Source organism: Anabaenopsis sp. NIES-4685, assembly GCF_059725405.1.
Map to the genome: position 1 here is coordinate 2,889,424 of NZ_AP043602.1, position 18,496 is coordinate 2,907,919.

General features: G+C 41.0%; 14 protein-coding genes and 1 pseudogene. 9 read left to right on the plus strand and 6 right to left on the minus strand.

Annotated elements, in window-relative coordinates:
* Positions 1-105: 105 nt before the first annotated feature.
* Positions 106-228: a hypothetical protein gene (locus AC6IZ0_RS12460; RefSeq protein WP_280801480.1), complete on the minus strand. Its 123-nt coding sequence runs from the start codon at positions 226-228 to the stop codon at positions 106-108.
* A gap of 208 nt (positions 229-436) precedes the next feature.
* Here AC6IZ0_RS12460 and gmd point away from each other — a divergent pair, with 208 nt between their 5' ends.
* The 4 genes from gmd to AC6IZ0_RS12480 all read left to right on the plus strand — a co-directional run bounded on the left by gmd (position 437) and on the right by AC6IZ0_RS12480 (position 3,953).
* Positions 437-1,516, plus strand: a complete 1,080-nt coding sequence (gene gmd / locus AC6IZ0_RS12465; protein ID WP_271733321.1) for a GDP-mannose 4,6-dehydratase — start codon at positions 437-439, stop codon at positions 1,514-1,516.
* A gap of 25 nt (positions 1,517-1,541) precedes the next feature.
* The gene (locus AC6IZ0_RS12470; protein WP_497723180.1) at positions 1,542-2,486 is read left to right on the plus strand and encodes a GDP-L-fucose synthase family protein; all 945 of its coding nucleotides are present in this window, start codon (positions 1,542-1,544) and stop codon (positions 2,484-2,486) included.
* Between the two features lie 80 nt (positions 2,487-2,566).
* Entirely contained in the window at positions 2,567-3,064 is a 498-nt protein-coding gene (locus tag AC6IZ0_RS12475; protein ID WP_497726053.1) for a 5-formyltetrahydrofolate cyclo-ligase, read from the plus strand.
* A 112-nt stretch (positions 3,065-3,176) separates the two neighbouring features.
* Entirely contained in the window at positions 3,177-3,953 is a 777-nt protein-coding gene (locus AC6IZ0_RS12480) for a carbohydrate ABC transporter permease (RefSeq protein ID WP_271731438.1), read from the plus strand.
* Between the two features lie 57 nt (positions 3,954-4,010).
* Here the strand turns inward: AC6IZ0_RS12480 and AC6IZ0_RS12485 are convergent, their stop codons facing one another.
* Positions 4,011-7,820, minus strand: a complete 3,810-nt coding sequence (locus AC6IZ0_RS12485; protein ID WP_497723182.1) for a hypothetical protein — start codon at positions 7,818-7,820, stop codon at positions 4,011-4,013.
* Between the two features lie 411 nt (positions 7,821-8,231).
* Between AC6IZ0_RS12485 and AC6IZ0_RS12490 the strand changes: the two genes are divergently transcribed.
* Both AC6IZ0_RS12490 and cobT read left to right on the plus strand, forming a co-directional pair.
* Positions 8,232-8,957 (plus strand): DUF2232 domain-containing protein, encoded by a 726-nt coding sequence (locus AC6IZ0_RS12490; RefSeq protein ID WP_271731429.1) that lies wholly within the window; start codon positions 8,232-8,234, stop codon positions 8,955-8,957.
* Between the two features lie 4 nt (positions 8,958-8,961).
* On the plus strand, positions 8,962-10,092 hold the full coding sequence (cobT, locus tag AC6IZ0_RS12495) for a nicotinate mononucleotide-dependent phosphoribosyltransferase CobT (RefSeq protein ID WP_271731431.1): 1,131 nt from the start codon (positions 8,962-8,964) through the stop codon (positions 10,090-10,092).
* Between the two features lie 119 nt (positions 10,093-10,211).
* On the opposite strand, the gene AC6IZ0_RS12500 is transcribed toward cobT, so the two are convergent.
* Positions 10,212-10,586: a hypothetical protein gene (locus tag AC6IZ0_RS12500; RefSeq protein WP_271731433.1), complete on the minus strand. Its 375-nt coding sequence runs from the start codon at positions 10,584-10,586 to the stop codon at positions 10,212-10,214.
* Between the two features lie 296 nt (positions 10,587-10,882).
* On the opposite strand from AC6IZ0_RS12500, the gene AC6IZ0_RS12505 reads away from it, so the two are divergent.
* The 3 genes from AC6IZ0_RS12505 to AC6IZ0_RS12515 all read left to right on the plus strand — a co-directional run bounded on the left by AC6IZ0_RS12505 (position 10,883) and on the right by AC6IZ0_RS12515 (position 16,206).
* A complete protein-coding gene (locus AC6IZ0_RS12505; protein WP_497723183.1) occupies positions 10,883-12,100 on the plus strand; it encodes an extracellular solute-binding protein in 1,218 nt (405 codons plus the stop codon).
* A gap of 194 nt (positions 12,101-12,294) precedes the next feature.
* A complete protein-coding gene (locus tag AC6IZ0_RS12510) occupies positions 12,295-12,498 on the plus strand; it encodes a hypothetical protein (protein ID WP_271731436.1) in 204 nt (67 codons plus the stop codon).
* Positions 12,499-13,161: 663 nt separating this feature from the next.
* Complete coding sequence (locus tag AC6IZ0_RS12515; RefSeq protein ID WP_497723185.1) at positions 13,162-16,206, plus strand: type ISP restriction/modification enzyme; 3,045 nt, start codon at positions 13,162-13,164, stop codon at positions 16,204-16,206.
* Positions 16,207-16,366: 160 nt separating this feature from the next.
* Here AC6IZ0_RS12515 and AC6IZ0_RS12520 read toward each other — a convergent pair whose 3' ends face one another.
* The 3 genes and pseudogenes from AC6IZ0_RS12520 to AC6IZ0_RS12530 form a co-directional block, all read right to left on the minus strand.
* Positions 16,367-16,492 (minus strand): helix-turn-helix domain-containing protein, encoded by a 126-nt coding sequence (locus AC6IZ0_RS12520; RefSeq protein WP_271731388.1) that lies wholly within the window; start codon positions 16,490-16,492, stop codon positions 16,367-16,369.
* A gap of 195 nt (positions 16,493-16,687) precedes the next feature.
* Positions 16,688-17,814 (minus strand): annotated as a pseudogene (locus AC6IZ0_RS12525) (aldo/keto reductase).
* Positions 17,815-17,887: 73 nt separating this feature from the next.
* Positions 17,888-18,385, minus strand: a complete 498-nt coding sequence (locus AC6IZ0_RS12530) for a bifunctional nuclease family protein (RefSeq protein WP_271731386.1) — start codon at positions 18,383-18,385, stop codon at positions 17,888-17,890.
* Positions 18,386-18,496 lie beyond the last annotated feature (111 nt).

Below are 18,496 nucleotides of genomic sequence, written 5' to 3' on the forward strand. Positions count from 1 at the left end.
GTTTCTCCTAGGAAACCATCAAAACCTCCCTTAGGTGTTGGGTAAGACAACCTTAATCATCCTTATGAAACAGAGAAATTTCCGTATTTCTCTGGGTGAGGTTTTTCAGTATTTACCGGTAATTGCATAACTAGTATGTACACCATAGGTTAGTCTGGGTAAGATGGTGTAAGATATCCCATTGATTAAAGTGATACTAATTCTTTGCCAAGCATAAATAATGTACACAAAATAATTAGGTTACTTTTGAGTTAAACTAATTCGGGGTGACTTGTGAAATGACTGACATATCAACAACGATAGCTACCGCTTGCGTAAGCTATGCAAAGCAAGCCTTAGACATATTGTTAACATCAATAGTTTTACCCTGAGATTATCTAGCCACAACTGGATTTTCTGAATCCGCGTTTAACCATTTCAATAGGGACAAAAGAGCATGACACAAACCAAACGGGCTTTAATTACTGGTATTACTGGTCAAGATGGTTCATATCTGAGTGAGTTTCTGCTTGATCAAGGTTATGAAGTCCATGGTATTATTCGCCGGACTTCTACCTTTAATACAGACCGCATTGATCATATTTACGAAGATCCACATAAACCAGGAGTACGGTTGTTTCTCCACTACGGCGACTTAACCGATGGTACAACCCTACGCCGGATTATAGAACAAGTCCAACCGATAGAAATTTATAACTTGGGCGCTCAATCCCATGTCCGAGTCAGCTTTGACTCACCGGAATATACTGTTGATGCGGTAGGAATGGGAACACTGCGATTATTAGAAGCCATCCGGGACTACCAGCAACGTACAGGAATTCAGGTGCGTTTCTATCAAGCTGGTTCCTCAGAAATGTTTGGTTTAGTGCAAGCAGTACCCCAAAGCGAAACCACTCCTTTTTACCCACGCAGTCCTTATGCTTGTGCTAAAGTTTACGCCCACTGGCAAACTGTAAATTACCGCGAGTCCTATAATTTATTTGCCTGCAATGGCATACTTTTTAACCATGAATCACCCCGTCGGGGCGAAACCTTTGTGACTCGCAAAATTACCAGAGCGGTGGCTAAAATTGTCGCAGGTAAACAGAAAAAGATTTATATGGGTAATCTTGACTCCAAACGAGATTGGGGATATGCGAAGGATTACGTACGGGCGATGTGGATGATGTTGCAGCATGATCAACCCGATGATTACGTAATTGCTACTGGGGAGACTTACTCTGTACGGCAATTTTTGCAGGAGGCTTTTAGTTATGTGAACCTGAACTGGGAAGATTATGTCGAGTTTGACCAACGCTATCTTCGTCCCGCAGAAGTAGACTTGTTAATTGGTGACCCCACGAAGGCTAAACAAAAGCTTGGTTGGGAGCCTTCGGTAACTTTTACAGAACTAGTCGCTCTGATGGTGGAAGCAGATTTACAAGCATTGGGTTTGACTTCGCCAAATGGTAATGGTGCGAATATTGCCGATGATATTGCTACTATTCGTCAAGAACTGGGCGCTCTCCATTTCTAATCTATCCCAAGTAAAAGTATAAATTATGACTGCATTAGAACTGAAAAATCAACGGATTCTCGTAACTGGTGGCGCAGGCTTCCTTGGCCGTCAAGTAGTTAATCAGTTATGTCAAGCAGGGGCTGACATTGCTAAAATTAGCATACCGCGATCGCGTGACCATGATTTACGTCTGCTGGAAAATTGCCAACGTGCAGTTGACCAACAAGATATTGTCATCCATTTAGCCGCTCATGTGGGTGGTATTGGTCTGAACCGCGAAAAACCCGCGGAGTTATTTTACGACAACTTAATCATGGGGACTCAGCTGATTCACAGTGCTTATGCAGCTGGAGTGAAAAAATTTGTTTGTGTGGGTACTATTTGCGCTTATCCTAAATTTACACCAGTGCCATTCCGAGAAGATGACCTATGGAATGGCTACCCAGAAGAAACTAACGCCCCCTATGGAATTGCTAAGAAAGCACTGTTAGTGCAATTGCAATCTTACCGCCAGCAGTACGGTTTTAATGGGATTTACTTGTTACCAGTAAATTTATATGGACCTGAAGATAATTTTGACCCCAGTAGTTCCCACGTGATTCCGGCTTTAATTCGCAAAGTCCATGAAGCCCAAATCAAGGGGGAAACACAACTCCCCGTTTGGGGTGATGGTAGCCCTACCCGTGAGTTTCTCTATTCGGAAGATGCGGCGCGGGGTATTGTCATGGGGACTCAGTTTTATAATGACTCTGAGCCAGTTAATCTAGGAACGGGTGCGGAAATCTCTATCTACGATTTAATTACTCTGATCTGTGAGTTGATGCAGTTTGATGGTGAAATAGTGTGGGAAACAGATAAACCTAATGGTCAACCCCGGCGCTGTTTGGATACTCAACGCGCTCAGGAGGCTTTTAACTTTACTGCTCAGGTGAGCTTTAGACAAGGGCTACAAAATACCATTGAGTGGTATCGGCAAAATGCTGTATAACTATGGTGCTGAGGTGAGTTATTTGAGTTTTGTTAGATAAAGCTGAGTTACGCCGTGTTTTACTTCAAAAACGCCAGTCCATGTCTGTGGAAGAATGGAGAGAAAAAAGCGATCGCATCTGTAGGCAACTACAAAAGTCTGCTCTATTTACTCAAGCTAAAACAATACTAGCTTATTTCAGTGTTCGTCAAGAACCTGACCTCAGTCCATTATTTGCCGATTCTCAGTATCGTTGGGGATTTCCCCGGTGTGTTGGTAAGTCCCTCACCTGGCATTTTTGCACGCCCCTCGATGCTGTTAATATTGGCGCTTATGGGATTACAGAACCCCATCCCCAAGCGCCAATTGTAGACCCTGAAGCCGTTGATTTGATACTTGTCCCTAGTGTGGCTTGCGACTATCAAGGATATCGCTTAGGTTATGGTGGGGGTTATTATGATCGTTTACTCAGTTCTCCAGCATGGGTAAGTAAGTCTACTATCGGTATTGTCTTTGATTTTGCCTATTTACCTCAATTACCTGTGGAGATTTGGGATAAACCATTACAAGCTGTGATTAGTGAAAACCATTGCAGTTAAACCAATTTCGTCCCCTAAAAATGTGCTCTCCATCAAGAATTATCAATTGACGATTTTGAACATCCCCAACTCACGACTAAAACTGATTTTAATCTACGGGTTATTAGGAGCCATGGCACTAGTAACTCTGTTTCCCCTGCTGTGGCTGATCAGCACAGCCTTAAAGTCTCCCACAGAAAATATTTTACAGTCTCCCCCCCAGTTGTTACCCAGTCAACCCACAATCAATAACTTCTTGACTGTGTGGCGATCGCTACCTTTTGCACAATACCTCTATAATAGCACCTTAGTAGCACTGCTCACAGTAGCCTTGAATCTACTGTTTTGTTCCCTAGCCGCTTACCCCTTAGCTAGACTATCATTTGTGGGGCGAAACTCTATTTTTATTGCTATCGTCTCTACAATCATGATTCCCTTTCAAATCGTCATGATTCCCCTATACATATTGACAGTGCAACTGGGTTTAAGAAACACTTACTTAGGCATCATTTTTCCCAGTTTAGCCTCAGCTTTTGGCATTTTTTTACTGCGACAAGCCTTTATGGGTGTGCCCAAAGAACTAGAAGAAGCTGCCCGCATGGATGGTAGTTCTGAGGTAGGCTTATGGTGGCATATAATGTTACCAGCAATTCGCCCAGCATTAGTTACCCTGTCGATTTTTGTATTTATCGGCTCTTGGAGTGACTTTCTTTGGCCACTAATAGTCATTCAAGATGAAGGCTTATATACCCTTCCCTTGGGAGTCGCCAAATTAGCCGGGACATTTTCTTTAGACTGGCGCTTAGTAGCTGCTGGTTCCATCATATCCGTTGCGCCCATACTGCTATTATTTTCATTTTTACAGCGCTACATCGTACCAACAGAAACTAGCACTGGTGTCAAAGGGTAAAAATCCTCTGATTTTATAGCCAGTCAGAGCTACCATTACTTACTAGTACGGGCAGGTTCATATCAGCTTTAAACTGAAATTGACGGTGTAATGCTCCTCCATTGTTTGCTGATTACTGGCTTTGATAGCATCTAGATAGGGTTGTAAAACTTGCAACTGTGGCAAATTCACACGATAAGTGATATTTACGCGTTTTTTAAACAGTGGTGCCGCTGCAATAGACTGGTAGAGAGAATTATTTCCAGTACTTTCACTTATCCAGGCAGAATCTGGAGTTGCAGGTATTAAACCCGGAGGTAACTCACCTTCCAAGAAAGCCAATAAGCGTTCCTGGCAAATAGTCGTATTAATACCATCACCCTCAAATAGCTGGAGAATTTCGTCAAAAGATAAAATTCTATGAGAACAATATTGCAGTAACTTCGTGAACAGGAAATAGTCACTGTATACTTGCCGGGATTGTTCTAAAACCTGGGGATGCAAAGGTAACATCGCTAAACCATAGGCTACCCGACTACAATTGGGAGTGCCGTTTTTACCCAGATATAAATCTTGAATAATCTTAGCGTCAGGTAGTTCTTGCTGTAGCCACGTATTCACAATTTCTAAAGAAGCCATCCCCCCAGTTAAAATAGCCTGATTAATTGCTGTCGCCGGTAGACCGCTAACTGCTAACAACTTTTTCAACTCTTGGTTTAAACGTCGCACAAAGGGAATCAACACATGATTTTCTAAGTCGCTTCGCTGTAATACCCACCGTTGATCTGCTAATTCCAGCGCAAAAGAATCCTGCTGTTGTAAAATTAGCTTTAAAGCCAAGGCTGCATCTAGTACCGCCTGTCCTAACAAAGAACTTTGTAACTTCTGCTGGAGACGAATCCGAGCCTTAATATCCGGTTTCCCCACTTGTGGTAAATCTAATTCTGCTAGTCCCAAACTGCTAGTAAAACTTACCTTGTCAGCAAAGGTAGGTTGCCATTGCCAAAAGTTGTTAGCGGTTGTTGTACTGTCTTCCTCATAATTCTGGCGTGTTTTTCGATATCTGGGGGGAAGCAGTAACTGACAGATAATATCTTGCTCAATGGCATTGCTAGCATAAGCAAAACTATGGAGCATGAAATCACCGTGTACTAATTGCTCTAGGTTCTCTGGTAAATTAACCAGGGCCATTTCGGTTGTAGTCGCGCCAATATTAATCACCAAGGTGTAACCAACCATAGGATGATCATCAGGTCTGGCTGGATTTAACCCCTGGTAATCAGTAAGCACTGTTTCACCATGAGCGCCATCTAGTCTACCCAGTAGACTAGCAATGGCTTCCTCCAGAAAAAATACTTGCTGTGGATGTGGGACTAATTTACTAGAGAGTACAGCTTCCCGCACATTAAACCGATATGTTTCTGAGCAGCTAGATGGACAGGTGCAAATGACACCAGCAATTTTATTAATAATCTCATGGAATGTTTCCTGATTTAAACCCACAGCACTAGCGGTTAAACCTTGAGTGGTACTATGGCCATCTGATTTTAAGGTTAACAGTAACTTGGAGAGCGATCGCACAACCCAAATTAAAGGACCCGCAGAAAACTTGTTGAACTGCAATATAGGTTCCCATGTTTCTTGTTCATTCTGATATGGGATAGCTACCTGCAAATATGGCTTCAACTGTACTGAATAAAAATTATGCTTCTGCTCTTGATTAGCTTGCGCCAAAAAATTTTGAACCTCTGGGCTTTGCGTTTCCGCTGGAGGTACAGAACCTGTGGGTAGATAAACCTCTGCTGGTAAACGAAACGACTCTTGAAAAGAACTAACCCCCCGTTGCTTGTCTGCTGACCAGCAGATAGGATAAACCACAGCAGTGGAAAGATTCAACAAAGCCGCAGAAATTCCAGTAGTACCCAGATCAATACCTAGATACCAAATCGATTCCTGTATATTTAGCGCCACATCTTTATTCTTCACAAACTTAGGACTGCCAATTAAAGAGGCTCTGTGCTCAGTACTGACTTGCTCTTGTGTTTCTGTTGTGGGGCTAAAATCGAACTCAGCTTCGGTTTGCGGCGAAGAGATGGGATTAATCTGGAATACATCCACATCAGAGTCAGCCTCAGTTGCAGTTGCAAAATTGTTTGGCGGCTGGTTTATACTATCTTCCAAAGCTGCGAAAATTAGACTCAAGTTGAAATCTGGCTCTAGCATTTCACTCAGGTCGGCTAAATCCTGATCAAATTCTTGGGTCAGATCTTGACTCAGACTCATCTGATCCGGATTAACAGACTGGTTTTCCCCGGGTGATAGCTGGCGTGGCGTAACCATGGATAAGTTGTCTGTGGGCGCTGTGGAAATATCGTGATCTAAATGTTCCTGTTCCTGCTCATGCAGCACTAGTGAAGACTGCTGACTATCATCCTCAACCTCTGCTGTTTCCAAGCCAGAAGAAACTTCTAACTCATCTTGTTCACCATCTAAATTAGTCAATAATTCACTCACTGGGCTAGTATCAGCACTGCTTGGCTGTATCGAAACAGTACTAGTGAATCCCTCTTCTGTTGGCCACAAGCCAGATAAATCAGTAGGTTGTTCTGGGTTGGTATCTTCCTCAAAAGACGGTTCTTGCCATAACTCTAATTCTGCATCTGCTTCTTGCAAGGAAGAATCTAATAACTTTTGCACTGGTTCCATTGGAGATTCAAGAGTAGTCCCTCTCCCATCTGCTTCTAAGGGATTACTTTGATATTCAGGTATATTTTGTGCAATATTCGACGGTGGTAAATCTTCTACATCACCCCTCGATATAGTTAAATTATCATTACCCCATAAACTGGCATAAAGTTCATCGACTTGATCACCAGGTGATTCTAAGCTATCTACAAGGTTACTAGATGATAGATGATCATCTTCTACTGCTGCTGGCGCAATATTATTTACCTGAGTTGATAATGATGGTGCTGGAGATACGGATTGATTTTTTTGTAACTCTGGGACAGATAACAGATTCATTGCGGCTTGTTGCTGCAATTGCTGCGTTAAGTTTTTCACAAAGTTGGTCATCAACTGCTCGCCCTGCACACCTGTACTGTGCATTCTCCCCAACCCTTGATTTAAAGACTGGTGATAAGTGTTGATATTGCGTTGTAGCGCCTCAAAGACGAAATTTACAGTCGCATCAAGGGATAATAGACGTTGATCCAGTTCCCTGGTCAGGTGTGTTAACCGTTGGGTCTGTTCTGATGTTTGTAATAAAGGTTGACTCCTAGAGAATGCGGGTGTGTTTTTGTCATTATTAGTACTATTTGAACTGGACTCCTTACTGTAATTTTCTAGGATATTTGGTATTAAATTAGATACAATTCGGCTCATAAGTAACTGCAAAAATTCGGAAATCATCTGCTCCTGTTGAGCATACTGCTGGCTTAAAGAGTAGTTGTGCAGTTTCCTTTGCTCGAGCTGTCTAATTTCTTGTGCCAGAATTTTCCGCTCTTGCATCATTGCAGCTAATTCCGCTTGTAATGGCTGTATTAATGTTGATAATTCGCCCTTTAATTGATTTAATAGCAAATTACCTTGTTCCCGGTCAGCTTGGTTTGGCTCTGTCCTTTGGCTAGACTGATTACCATCAACCTGAGTGAGAAATTTCTCTGACAAACGTGACTTTTCCTCCGCCACCCTCAACTGGTTTTGGTTATGATTATTTAAAGTCTCACGTTCTTTTTCCTGGACAAGGAAGGTACGAAGTTTTTCTAAAACCTCTCTGGTTTCCGATCCTTGATCAGGTAGAAGCGTTAAGTCAGGCTGAACACGGCTGTTAATTAAGTTGTCAATGTCTGCAATTAATTTTTGGATTTCATCTGCGCGGGAAGTCACTTTCAATTACCTTGGCTAGAATTGTTACTTACATGAGAATTACCACATTTCACCAGGTGGTAACCGTTTGACAAAACCTACTAAAATATACTAGTCTAAAAGAAGGATTTATCATCATCAAATGTCCTTGGTCGTCTTTTGTCCGGCTAACTCTGGATTCAGGTAAATTTGGGTAGGTTTAACAGATCGGTATTATGCCAGTTACGTAAGTCCTGTAATTCTAACCTATAGGAGTCCTATCCGATTTTTAAATAGGCTGGAATATCTATCCCTTGTTTCCTTCCCATACCAATAAACAAGAACTGTCAGCGCATGATATTTTTTGCTCATGGACTGAGGAACCAGCGTCTAAATACGCAGTATTGACTATAGCGGAACACTGAGGTCAAAGTCGTTCAAACTTTTTTCACCATGAGTATTTCAAATTCTCTACCAGATGAAAACCCAGCCCCGGAATTTCCCGACTCCATTAACAAACAATTAGAACCAGAGCATTTGAGGCGACCTAGACTAAAAGTTGACGCGCCTTTACGAATGGTAGAAACAGCATTTTTAGCCAGTGCTGCTAGTTTGATTTGGTTGATTAATTTCTACTTTCCTTTGGGCCCGGTATTACGGATATTCTTTCCTGTACCCATCGCTCTAGTTTACCTGCGTTGGGGCAAAAGAGCCGCCTGGATGGCTGCTGTTACTTCTGGTTTGCTGCTATCAGTTCTCATGGGGCCTGTTCGTAGTCTATTATTTGTTATGCCCTTTGCCTTTATGGGTGTGCTTTTAGGGGCAACATGGTATCGTCGTGTTCCCTGGATTGTGTCTATTACCTTGGGTACTCTTTTGGGTACATTAGGGGTGTTTTTTCGGTTGTGGTTGCTGTCTGTGTTATCGGGTGATGACCTGTGGGTTTATGTGATTAACCAGGTAACAGAACTGATAGAGTGGGTATTTTTGAGGCTACAATTATTAGCTAGCCCTAGTTTGTTTGTGGTGCAAGTGGGAGCAGTCGCTTTGATTGTCTTCAATAATTTTATTTACCTGTTTATGGTACACCTGGCAGCATGGCTATTATTGGGCGCTATTGGAAATCCGATTCCGCGTCCGCCACAATGGGTGCAGGTGATTATGGATTATGAAGGTTAAGTAATTGATTCGTATTTATACCCAAATCCAACAGGGTCAAAAATGGATTACTAAGTATAGGGGTGGTTTACCCCTGTTTGCCTGTGTTTTAGGTTTTACTGACACTGGCCTCATTCCGGGTATTTCAGCGGCTGGTAGTACTCCAGAAGCTCGAAAGTATACAGCTTGTGCTGATGCTGAGTTTTTATATTACGGACCAGGACGAAAACCTCTCTATCCCCTACCACCGCTGACCGCAGGCGCTTCACCTGTAATCATTTCTCGTGCTGTTGTTGAGGCGCTCAATATTCCAATTTATTTGTTTAATGCTGGCTTACCTCAGCCTCCCGCAGTACCAGTTATTGATCTGGGTGGCTACCCGGCTAACTGTTTAAGTAAAGGTGCTGCTATGAAAATTACAACGGTACACCATTTGCTCCAGCAAGGGCTACTCTGGGGAGAACGCCTGGCTACTAATGTTCAACAAGGATATGTGATTTTAGGTGAGTGTGTTGTCGGAGGTACTACAACCGCTCTAGCAGTTTTAACTGGCTTGGGCATAGACGCTGCTGAAAAAGTCAACAGTAGCCATCCTGTTTGTAATCATACACAAAAGTGGGCAGTAGTACAAGCCGGACTGGAAAGGATGAGGCTCCCCGCGCAAAAAGAATCATCTCCCCCCTCTGACCTCATAGATCCTTTACAACTTGTGGCCGCAGTGGGTGATCCCATGCAGGTGGTGGTAGCTGGAATGACTATCGCAGCTAGTCGCCATTGTGGCGTTCTTCTGGCAGGTGGTACACAAATGCTGGCAGTTTATGCTTTAATAAGTGCGATCGCTGATGCTTATGACTTGTCCTGGCAACCAGCAGAAGTAGTTGTAGGTACAACCCGTTGGGTAGCAGAAGATCCCACTGGTAAAACCGTTGACTTAGCCCTGAGCTTAGGCAAAAATATCCCCCCTCTACTTGCTACTCAGTTAAATTTTGCTAACTCTCGTTATCCGCAACTCCAAGCTTATGAGCAGGGCTTTGTCAAAGAAGGGATAGGTGCTGGAGGTGCTTGTATTGCTGCTCATCTCAGGCAAAATTGGCAGCAAAATCAACTTTTAACTGCCATTGAAGCTCAACTAGACCAATATACCTCTAATTGCTAATTCACTTCAAAAATGTCGATTGTACAATGATGAAATTATCTGAGACTCGTTCTCCTGCAATGGGTAGGAATGCCTATCCACACGCTCTTATCGAGAGTTATGTGGTGCAACACCGTAAGTCAATGAATTCTAATTTTCATTAATTGTTCTTCTAAAGCAGCAATGCGATTGTATGCTGCCGTTAACTGTGCTGTTAGTCGTTGTATTTGAATTTCCGGTGTTAATATCTTATCTGCACTTTGCCGATTCAGGTCTAAAGACATACCATCTGTCAATACATCCTTATGCTCAAGCTCTGGATGTAAGTTCATATCTTCTTTTAACTGGGAGCGAACTACATCACTCTTCCCTAGAGAATTCTTCCCAGCTTGTGTGTTTGCTAAAGAACATTCCGAGAAAGCTTGAGCAATTTTACTATCAAGTGCTTCAATCACCTGGTAGAGGGAATCAAGCTTATGACTCAAATTTATAATTTGCGTTTGCAATGTCTCCATTTAATATCCTATTCCGTATATTTTCCTTATGTTATTCAATTTGTAGGTGATATTAACTATACTTTTGAATTATTTAATTTTTTCCACAAGGGATCAGGGTATAATCAGTAAGTATTTAATCCTCAATAGAACTTAAAGTTTCTTAAAAGTATAATTTTGAGGATAATAAACTTACGGGCAGTTTTTTTTTTGAGAAAAATACTTTAAAGTTACTTAATGCCTCAAGCTTACTAATATTATTCCGACAATACCTCTAAATCAGCACTTGGAGTATATTCTATATATTTATTTAATATATGTGTAATCAAGAATCCAAAATTCCAAATCCACAATCGATAGATCGACGTTCTTTTTTATTGGCTGCGGGTGCAGTGGCGCTGTCCCAGATTCTGGTCGGTTGTGATACAAGCAATCAAACACAACTGCATATCCAGTTATTAAAAGGTTCCATCCCCGGTCAGATAATTCCTCAGTTTCGCCGAAGTTTACAGCAACAGGTACAGTTGAATTTTGCCCCAGTTGAACAAATAGAAGATTTATTCAAACAATTGCAAGCTTGGGAGGATACCTCAAAACCCACTAGCAAGGGATTTTGGAATCGGTTTATACCATTTATGCGATCTGGTAGCAGCAGCGCTTCGCGATCGCAACCAGCAGTTGCATCTGACTTAGTAACATTGGGAGATTACTGGCTCAAAGCAGCTATTGAACAGAAACTCATTCAACCACTAGAAGAAGTCAAACAGTTAAAACATTGGTCCGCTTTAGATCAAAAGTGGCAGCAATTGGTAATACGCGATGATCAAGGTAACTTAGATCCTCAAGGAAACGTGTGGGCGGCTCCGTACCGTTGGGGAAGCACAGTAATTATTTATCATCGTGAAAAGTTGCAAAGTTTGGGTTGGACTCCGCAGGATTGGAGTGATTTGTGGCGAGATGGACTACAGCAGCGGATTTCTTTACTCAATCAATCTAGAGAAGTGATCGGTCTGGTTTTAAAAAAGCTAGGAAAATCCTACAACACAGAAAATATTCAGACCATACCAGACTTAGAAAATGAACTCAGAGCATTAAATAAACAGGTAAAATTATACAGTTCCCAAAACTATCTAGAACCGCTCATTATTGGAGATACTTGGCTAGCCGTTGGTTGGTCTAGCGACATAATACCGGTTTTGTCACGTTATCCTCAATTTGCCGCAGTTATACCCAAATCAGGAACAGCAATTTGGGCTGACTTATGGGTATGCCCTACAAAAGTGAAAAAAGAGACTTTTTTATCACAGTGGATTGATTTTTGTTGGCAACCAGACATCGCAAAACAAATTTCTGTGATCACTAGAAGTAATTCCCCAATTTCTCCTCATGTTGACCTATCAAACCTGCAAGAACCATTTAGAAGCCTACTACAGAGTAATCGTCAAGTTTTCGAGAACAGCGAATTTCTGAGTTCCTTACCTCCATCAGCAATTCAGGAATATGAATCTTTGTTTGCCAAAATCAAACAAGGGTAAAATCAGTTCCCAGACGAGGTTACCAATATCCCAGTTAATGATCAATGATATCGTCAACCCACCAGTAGCTATTAATTGGCAAGAAATTATGGTTCTGGCAAAGATGAGTATGATGAACAGAATGATTGAGGTGGAATAGTTATTCTGATAGCAGCTATAAAACTGCCATACTGTCACACATTAGTTGGAGATCCATGACACCTCAAGAATTTTTAAACAATTTGGCAGCAGCCTCAACAGATCCGGAAAAACTCATGGTTGTTGCTCAATACATAGAAACAACAGCCATGGACAATGCCACAACACCAAAATGGCGGCGCATTGCTTACAGTTCCGAGATTGAAATGGCCCTGAGTAATTTGGCTTTTCATTTAGAAGCACTAGCCGAGAACGCTTGACTTTGCTGCTTCAATTACCTTTTCTTATCCACTCTCTGGCGGCTTTCTCTGCTGCTTCTGGGCTATATTGACCCACCGGATGGGCGCTTTTGGTTTGGTAATACACATGAGAAAGCGAATCGATACCCAGAATGGTTGAAAATTCCCGTTTGATGCTACACGCGGAACCGGGGGTTAGAAACCCCCGTCTCAAAGCTAAAGTCAGATAAATCTGACACCGAAGATCATGTATTTGATGATCTTGACAAGATGCGATAGCGAAGCGCTGCTGTTAAAGGCGATCGCTATTCCGGGATCTGTGACGGGGCGTAAGATCCCCCACTTCTCACATCATCACACATAATCTAAGATAACTTTGGTTAAGATCCCCCACTTCTCACATCATCACACATAATCTAAGATAATTTAACTAGAAGTCCGGGATCTGTGAGGTGGTTAAGATCCCCCACTTCTTTGCGTTTAACAACAGATAGTGGATATAAACGAATAGATGATAGATCACATGGGGGGTTTTATCTCTACCCTAGGGTAGATGACAAACTTACAGTTATTCTAACTTAAAGTTATTTACACTTGTATAAATTTTAATAAACTGTCTGCTAAATTACTGTCTGCTATCCTCTATATTTAAATTTCTGCCCTTGTATATCCCCTAGTTTCCCCATGTCCAGACTTTTGATTAGCCAGTACCAAGCAGAAGTAGCCAAAATTATTCAGTTTGGCGGTTCCCGCAAAGAAACTTCTATTCGCGTGGCTTTTCAAAACCTCTTAAATGAATATTGCCAACCCAGAGACTTTTTACTAATTCCCGAATTGGATTTTAAATTACCTAATGGTAAACTAGTTTATCCCGATGGTACGGTTAAAGATGCTTTGCGATTAGATTGGGGTTACTGGGAAAGTAAAGACCAATATGATAACTTAGACGAAGAAATAGACAAAAAGTTAAATAAAGGTTATCCTAGTAGTAACATCCTCTTTGAAGATTCCCAAACTGCGGTTTTAATTCAAAACGCTACAGAAACCCAGCGGGTATCGATGAAAGATGCTGAAGCTCTAGACACACTCATTACCAACTTTATTAATTATGTCAGACCGGAAGTTAGAGATTTTCGGTCAGCTATAGATAGTTTTAGGCAAGATTTACCCACTATCTTAGATTATCTCAGAGATTTGATTGATAGTCAAGGGGAAACTAACAGTAAATTTGAAACAGCAAGGAATAAGTTTTGGTCAATCTGTCAGGAGTCCATTAACCCAGAAATCAGTTTAATTGATATTCGCGAAATGATGATTCAGCACATCCTCACAGAGGATATTTTTATTAATATTTTTAACGAATCTCAGTTTCACACAGAAAACAATGTCGCGCGGGAGTTACAAGGGGTAATTGCTACCTTCTTTACTGGAAGTGTGAAACGTAACGCTTTAGGGAGTATTGAAAGGTATTATGCCGTAATTCGGCGCACAGCGGCTAATATTGCTAATCATCAGGAAAAACAAAGGTTTCTAAAGTCTTTGTATGAGAACTTTTATAAAGCTTATAACCCCAAAGCAGCGGATAGGTTAGGAATTGTCTATACTCCTAACGAAATTGTCCGGTTTATGATTGAAAGCACAGACTTTTTAGTACATAAACATTTTGGAAAGTTGTTAGCTGATCGGGATGTGGAGATTTTAGACCCAGCGACGGGTACGGGAACCTTTGTGACTGAGTTGATTGATTATTTACCTGCTCATTGCTTAGAGTACAAGTATAAGCATGAGATCCACTGTAATGAGGTGGCGATTTTACCTTATTATATTGCGAATTTGAATATTGAGTACACCTATAAGCAGAAGATGGGGGTATATGAGGAGTTTGAAAATATCTGTTTTGTGGATACTTTAGATAATACCCTGTTTGTGGGTAAGCAGATGGATTTGTTTGCGATGACTGTTGAGAATACAGCGAGGATTAAAAGACAGAATGATAGAACTATTTCGGTGATTATTGGCAATCCTCCTTATAATGCTAATCAACAAAATGAAAATGATAACAATAAAAATAGAGATTATCCAGCAATAGATAAGTTAATTCAGGCGAGTTACGTTAAACACAGCACTGCTCAGAAGACAAAAGCCTATGATATGTATACCCGGTTTATTAGATGGGCTTCTGATAGGTTGGGTAATAATGGGATTATTGCTTTTATCACTAATTCCTCTTTTCTAGATGGACGTGCATTTGATGGGTTTAGAAAGTCGGTCAGTGATGATTTTAATTACATTTACGTTATAGATTTACATGGGGATGTCAGGAAAAATCCCAAACTTTCAGGAACTACACATAATGTTTTTGGGATTCAAACTGGTGTAGCTATTATGTTGATGGTAAAAAAAACGGATACTGATTTTAATAGATGTCAAATATTTTATATTCGTCGTCCTGAGTTGGAAACAGCAGGTGAGAAGTTAGGATTTTTATCTAATACCAAGTTTAATCAAATTCCCTTTGAACATATTACACCGGATAAAAAGCATAACTGGATAAATCAAACTGATAATGATTTTGATAGTCTTTTACCTGTGGTTGATAAGGGTGTTAAAAACACAAAAAGTAATTTAGGGAGAAATTCGATATGTGAATTTTATACAAATGGAATTAAAAGTAACAGAGATGATTGGGTTTACGATTTCGCGCAAAATACTTTAGCACAAAAAATTCACTTTTTCCTTGATTTTTACAACTCTGAAGTTAAAAAATACAAGGAAAGCAATAATATAGAAAATATAGATAACTTTGTTGACTACACAATTAAATGGAGTAGAGATTTAAAGAAAAAACTAATATCATATAAAAATGTTAATTTTCAACAAAACCTAATTAAATTATCTTTTTATAGACCATTTACTCAAAAATATTTTTATTATGATTTTATTATAAATGATGTTTTAACTAGTAATCATTCTACTTTATTTGGTCAAACATTTGAAAACGGGAATCTTATAATTTATTTTTCTGGTACTCCACTCTCAAAACCTTTTCAATTAATTGCATCTCAGAAACCTTGTGATTACCACTTTTTAGAACAAACTCAATGTATCCCCCTGTACAGATACGACCAAGAAGGAAACCGCACAGATAACATCACCGACTGGGGACTAGAACAAATTCACACCCATTACCAAGACACAACAATTACTAAAATAGATATCTTCCACTACACCTATGGGGTGCTACATAACCCAGAGTACCGCCAAAAATACGAACTCAACCTAAAACGAGACTTTCCCCGCTTACCTTTATATGATAACTTTCCCCAATGGGTGGACTGGGGTAAACAACTGATGGATTTACATATTAATTATGAAACCGTCACACCCTACAAACTCAGTCGGGTTGATATTCCCTTAAAAGGTAACCAAACCACACCCAAGCCAAAGTTAAAAGCTGATAAAACCCAGGGGAGTATTATCTTAGATGATGTAACCACATTACAAGGTATACCCAGTATAGCATGGGAATATATGTTAGGCAATCGTTGCGCCTTGGAATGGATTTTAGATCAATATAAAGAGAAGAAACCCAAAGACCCGACTATTGCGGAAAAATTCAACACTTACCGGTTTGCAGACTACAAAGAACAGGTCATAGATTTATTAATGCGGGTGTGTAGAGTCAGCATGGAAACCATGAATATAGTTAATCAGATGTCTGATAACTAGGGAGACAGGCGATCGCCACCCAGAGTAACCGGGGGTTAGAAACCCCCGTCTAATAGCTAAAGTCAGATAAATCTGACTAAAAAATCATGTATGTGATCATACTCTAGACCGCCAATAAACCTTTGCGTACCTTTGCGCCAAACTTTGCGCCCCTTTGCGTTTAACAACAGATATAGTCGCCACCCTGGAAGTCCTGACAAACCTGTCTGGCCACTCCTGCGTGTTGTCCTAGTAGTAGTCCTTGTTGCTTGTTGACTTTGAGTTGGGTTTTGAATCCTAGTAGCATACAGTGATTTTACTGTAATTCCGTCACAAAGCGAAAAGATGAGAGGAAATTTTGAGCAACTGTGAGTGTTTGTGACTATTAGTTAATAAAACAGTAACTAGCTACTAACCCCTATCAACGCGGCGAAATCACCGCCGTTTAGCCAAAGCTTGTTTTGTCCACTCCGTCCCCTGTTAGTCAACATACCCTGACCATTCACCATAATCTTCTCCCAGATTTGCCGCTTAATCTCTCGTGAGTATCTTCTAATAAAGCAGGAATATTGAGGTTTTCTGGACAGCGCGGTAAACACTCACCGCATTCGGTACAACGGTTAGCTTTCATTCCAGGGAACCAGTGACCAGCATTTTCAAACATACCGTAACGATATTTTCCATAGTCATTCATATCATAAGCTACAGCGAGATTGCGTAATCGTAAAACTTCCGGAATATTGATATTTTCTGGACAAGGTAAACAAGCATAACACTGGCTACATTTATCAGTTTTCAAAGCAGCTTTCTGGTGTTCTTCTAACCGTTGGAAAGCTAAAGTTTCTGAGAATGTTAACGGTTGAACATTATCGGACTCCTGTAAGGGTTTGATTAATTCATCAGAAGTGGCCGACCAAAACTCAAGGTAGTAATACGATGATCACTGAGTAGAAATCGATAGTTTAATTCTAAAGGTGAATAAGGCTGACACAGGTCTATTAATGTTTGGGGTGGCGTGTAGAGACGACCGCCCTTATCAGCTGGAGAAATGATAAAAATCCCCATGTCCTTGTCAGATGCGAGCTGAATTGCTGGTGCATTACGCTGGAAAAAATAGTAATAATGTAGATTGACAAATTCAAACAAATCTGTATTGATGGCTGCCAGAATTATATCTAATGAACCGTGGGTGGAAAAACCAACATGGTGCACTCGACCATCATCAACAGCTTCCTGAACGCCTTTCATGCAGCCATTGTTGGCCAGCACCCACTGGAGATGCTCCCAAGTATTTAAGCCATGAATTCCTAGGCAATCTAGATAATCTAGATTTAATCTTTCTAGTGATTCATTGATATACCGACGCATACTATCAGCATCAACTGTAGGCGGTATTTTGGTGGTGATGTAAACCTGGGAACGGGGTACTGTTAATCCCCCTTTGATAGCTGCACCAAGATATTCCTCACTTTTGCCATAACCTCTAGCTGTTTCAATATGATTGACTCCCTGGGCTAAGGCTGCAACAATTGTCTGCTGTGCATTTGTGACATTAGCCAGGTAGCGCATTGTTCCCAAAGAAAAGACTGAGAGGTGTAGGTTTGTTTTGCCAAAGCGTCGGTATTGCATGAAAAGAAAGTTAGCGGAAAGGGGGGTGGGTAACGGAGTGAGCACAGACGCGACTAATCACGTCTCTACTCATTTAGCTGTTTCCATTACCAAAGCGCTTGATCAAATCTTCGGGACGAAGATTGGAGATAAATTCCCGGAAGGCTTGCTGTTCTGCTTCATCTGCATCCCGGTCAACAGGGATAGAAGCATCGGAAACTACTTCTTCCATTACCCAGATTGGGGAATTAGTACGCAGAGCAATGGCGATCGCATCACTAGGACGCGCATCAATTTCTTTTTTGATTTCGCCTTGCTGGACAATTAAGGCTGCATAAAATGTGTCCTTTTGTAACGAGTGAATAATCACCTTTTCCAGAATCATCGAACATGACTGTAAAAGATTCACAATTAAGTCGTGGGTCAAAGGCCTGGGAGGCTTTTGATTTTCAAGCGCCCCCATAATTGCCCTAGCTTGTTCCTGTCCAATATAAATTGGCAAAGCACGGCGATCTGAGGAATCTTTCAAAAGTACGATCGGACTGCGGGTTATGGCATCTAATGCTATGCCAGCGACTCTCATTTCAATCATTGCCTAAGCCTCTACAATCCTGTGAATGATTGGGCGCTCCGTAATAAATAATACCATTGACTGGGGTAAGTTGGGTTGGGGAATAAACATAAGCATTGTTCTCTATAATTG

Coding starts and splice junctions, on each gene's coding strand:
- gmd (WP_271733321.1), top strand. CDS start 437: ATGACACAAACCAAACGGGCTTTAATTACTGGTATTACTGGTCAAGAT.
- AC6IZ0_RS12470 (WP_497723180.1), top strand. CDS start 1,542: ATGACTGCATTAGAACTGAAAAATCAACGGATTCTCGTAACTGGTGGC.
- AC6IZ0_RS12475 (WP_497726053.1), top strand. CDS start 2,567: ATGTCTGTGGAAGAATGGAGAGAAAAAAGCGATCGCATCTGTAGGCAA.
- AC6IZ0_RS12480 (WP_271731438.1), top strand. CDS start 3,177: ATGGCACTAGTAACTCTGTTTCCCCTGCTGTGGCTGATCAGCACAGCC.
- AC6IZ0_RS12490 (WP_271731429.1), top strand. CDS start 8,232: ATGAGTATTTCAAATTCTCTACCAGATGAAAACCCAGCCCCGGAATTT.
- AC6IZ0_RS12500 (WP_271731433.1), bottom strand. CDS start 10,586: ATGGAGACATTGCAAACGCAAATTATAAATTTGAGTCATAAGCTTGAT.
- AC6IZ0_RS12505 (WP_497723183.1), top strand. CDS start 10,883: ATGTGTAATCAAGAATCCAAAATTCCAAATCCACAATCGATAGATCGA.
- AC6IZ0_RS12510 (WP_271731436.1), top strand. CDS start 12,295: ATGACACCTCAAGAATTTTTAAACAATTTGGCAGCAGCCTCAACAGAT.
- AC6IZ0_RS12515 (WP_497723185.1), top strand. CDS start 13,162: ATGTCCAGACTTTTGATTAGCCAGTACCAAGCAGAAGTAGCCAAAATT.
- AC6IZ0_RS12520 (WP_271731388.1), bottom strand. CDS start 16,492: ATGCTACTAGGATTCAAAACCCAACTCAAAGTCAACAAGCAACAAGGA.
- AC6IZ0_RS12530 (WP_271731386.1), bottom strand. CDS start 18,385: ATGATTGAAATGAGAGTCGCTGGCATAGCATTAGATGCCATAACCCGC.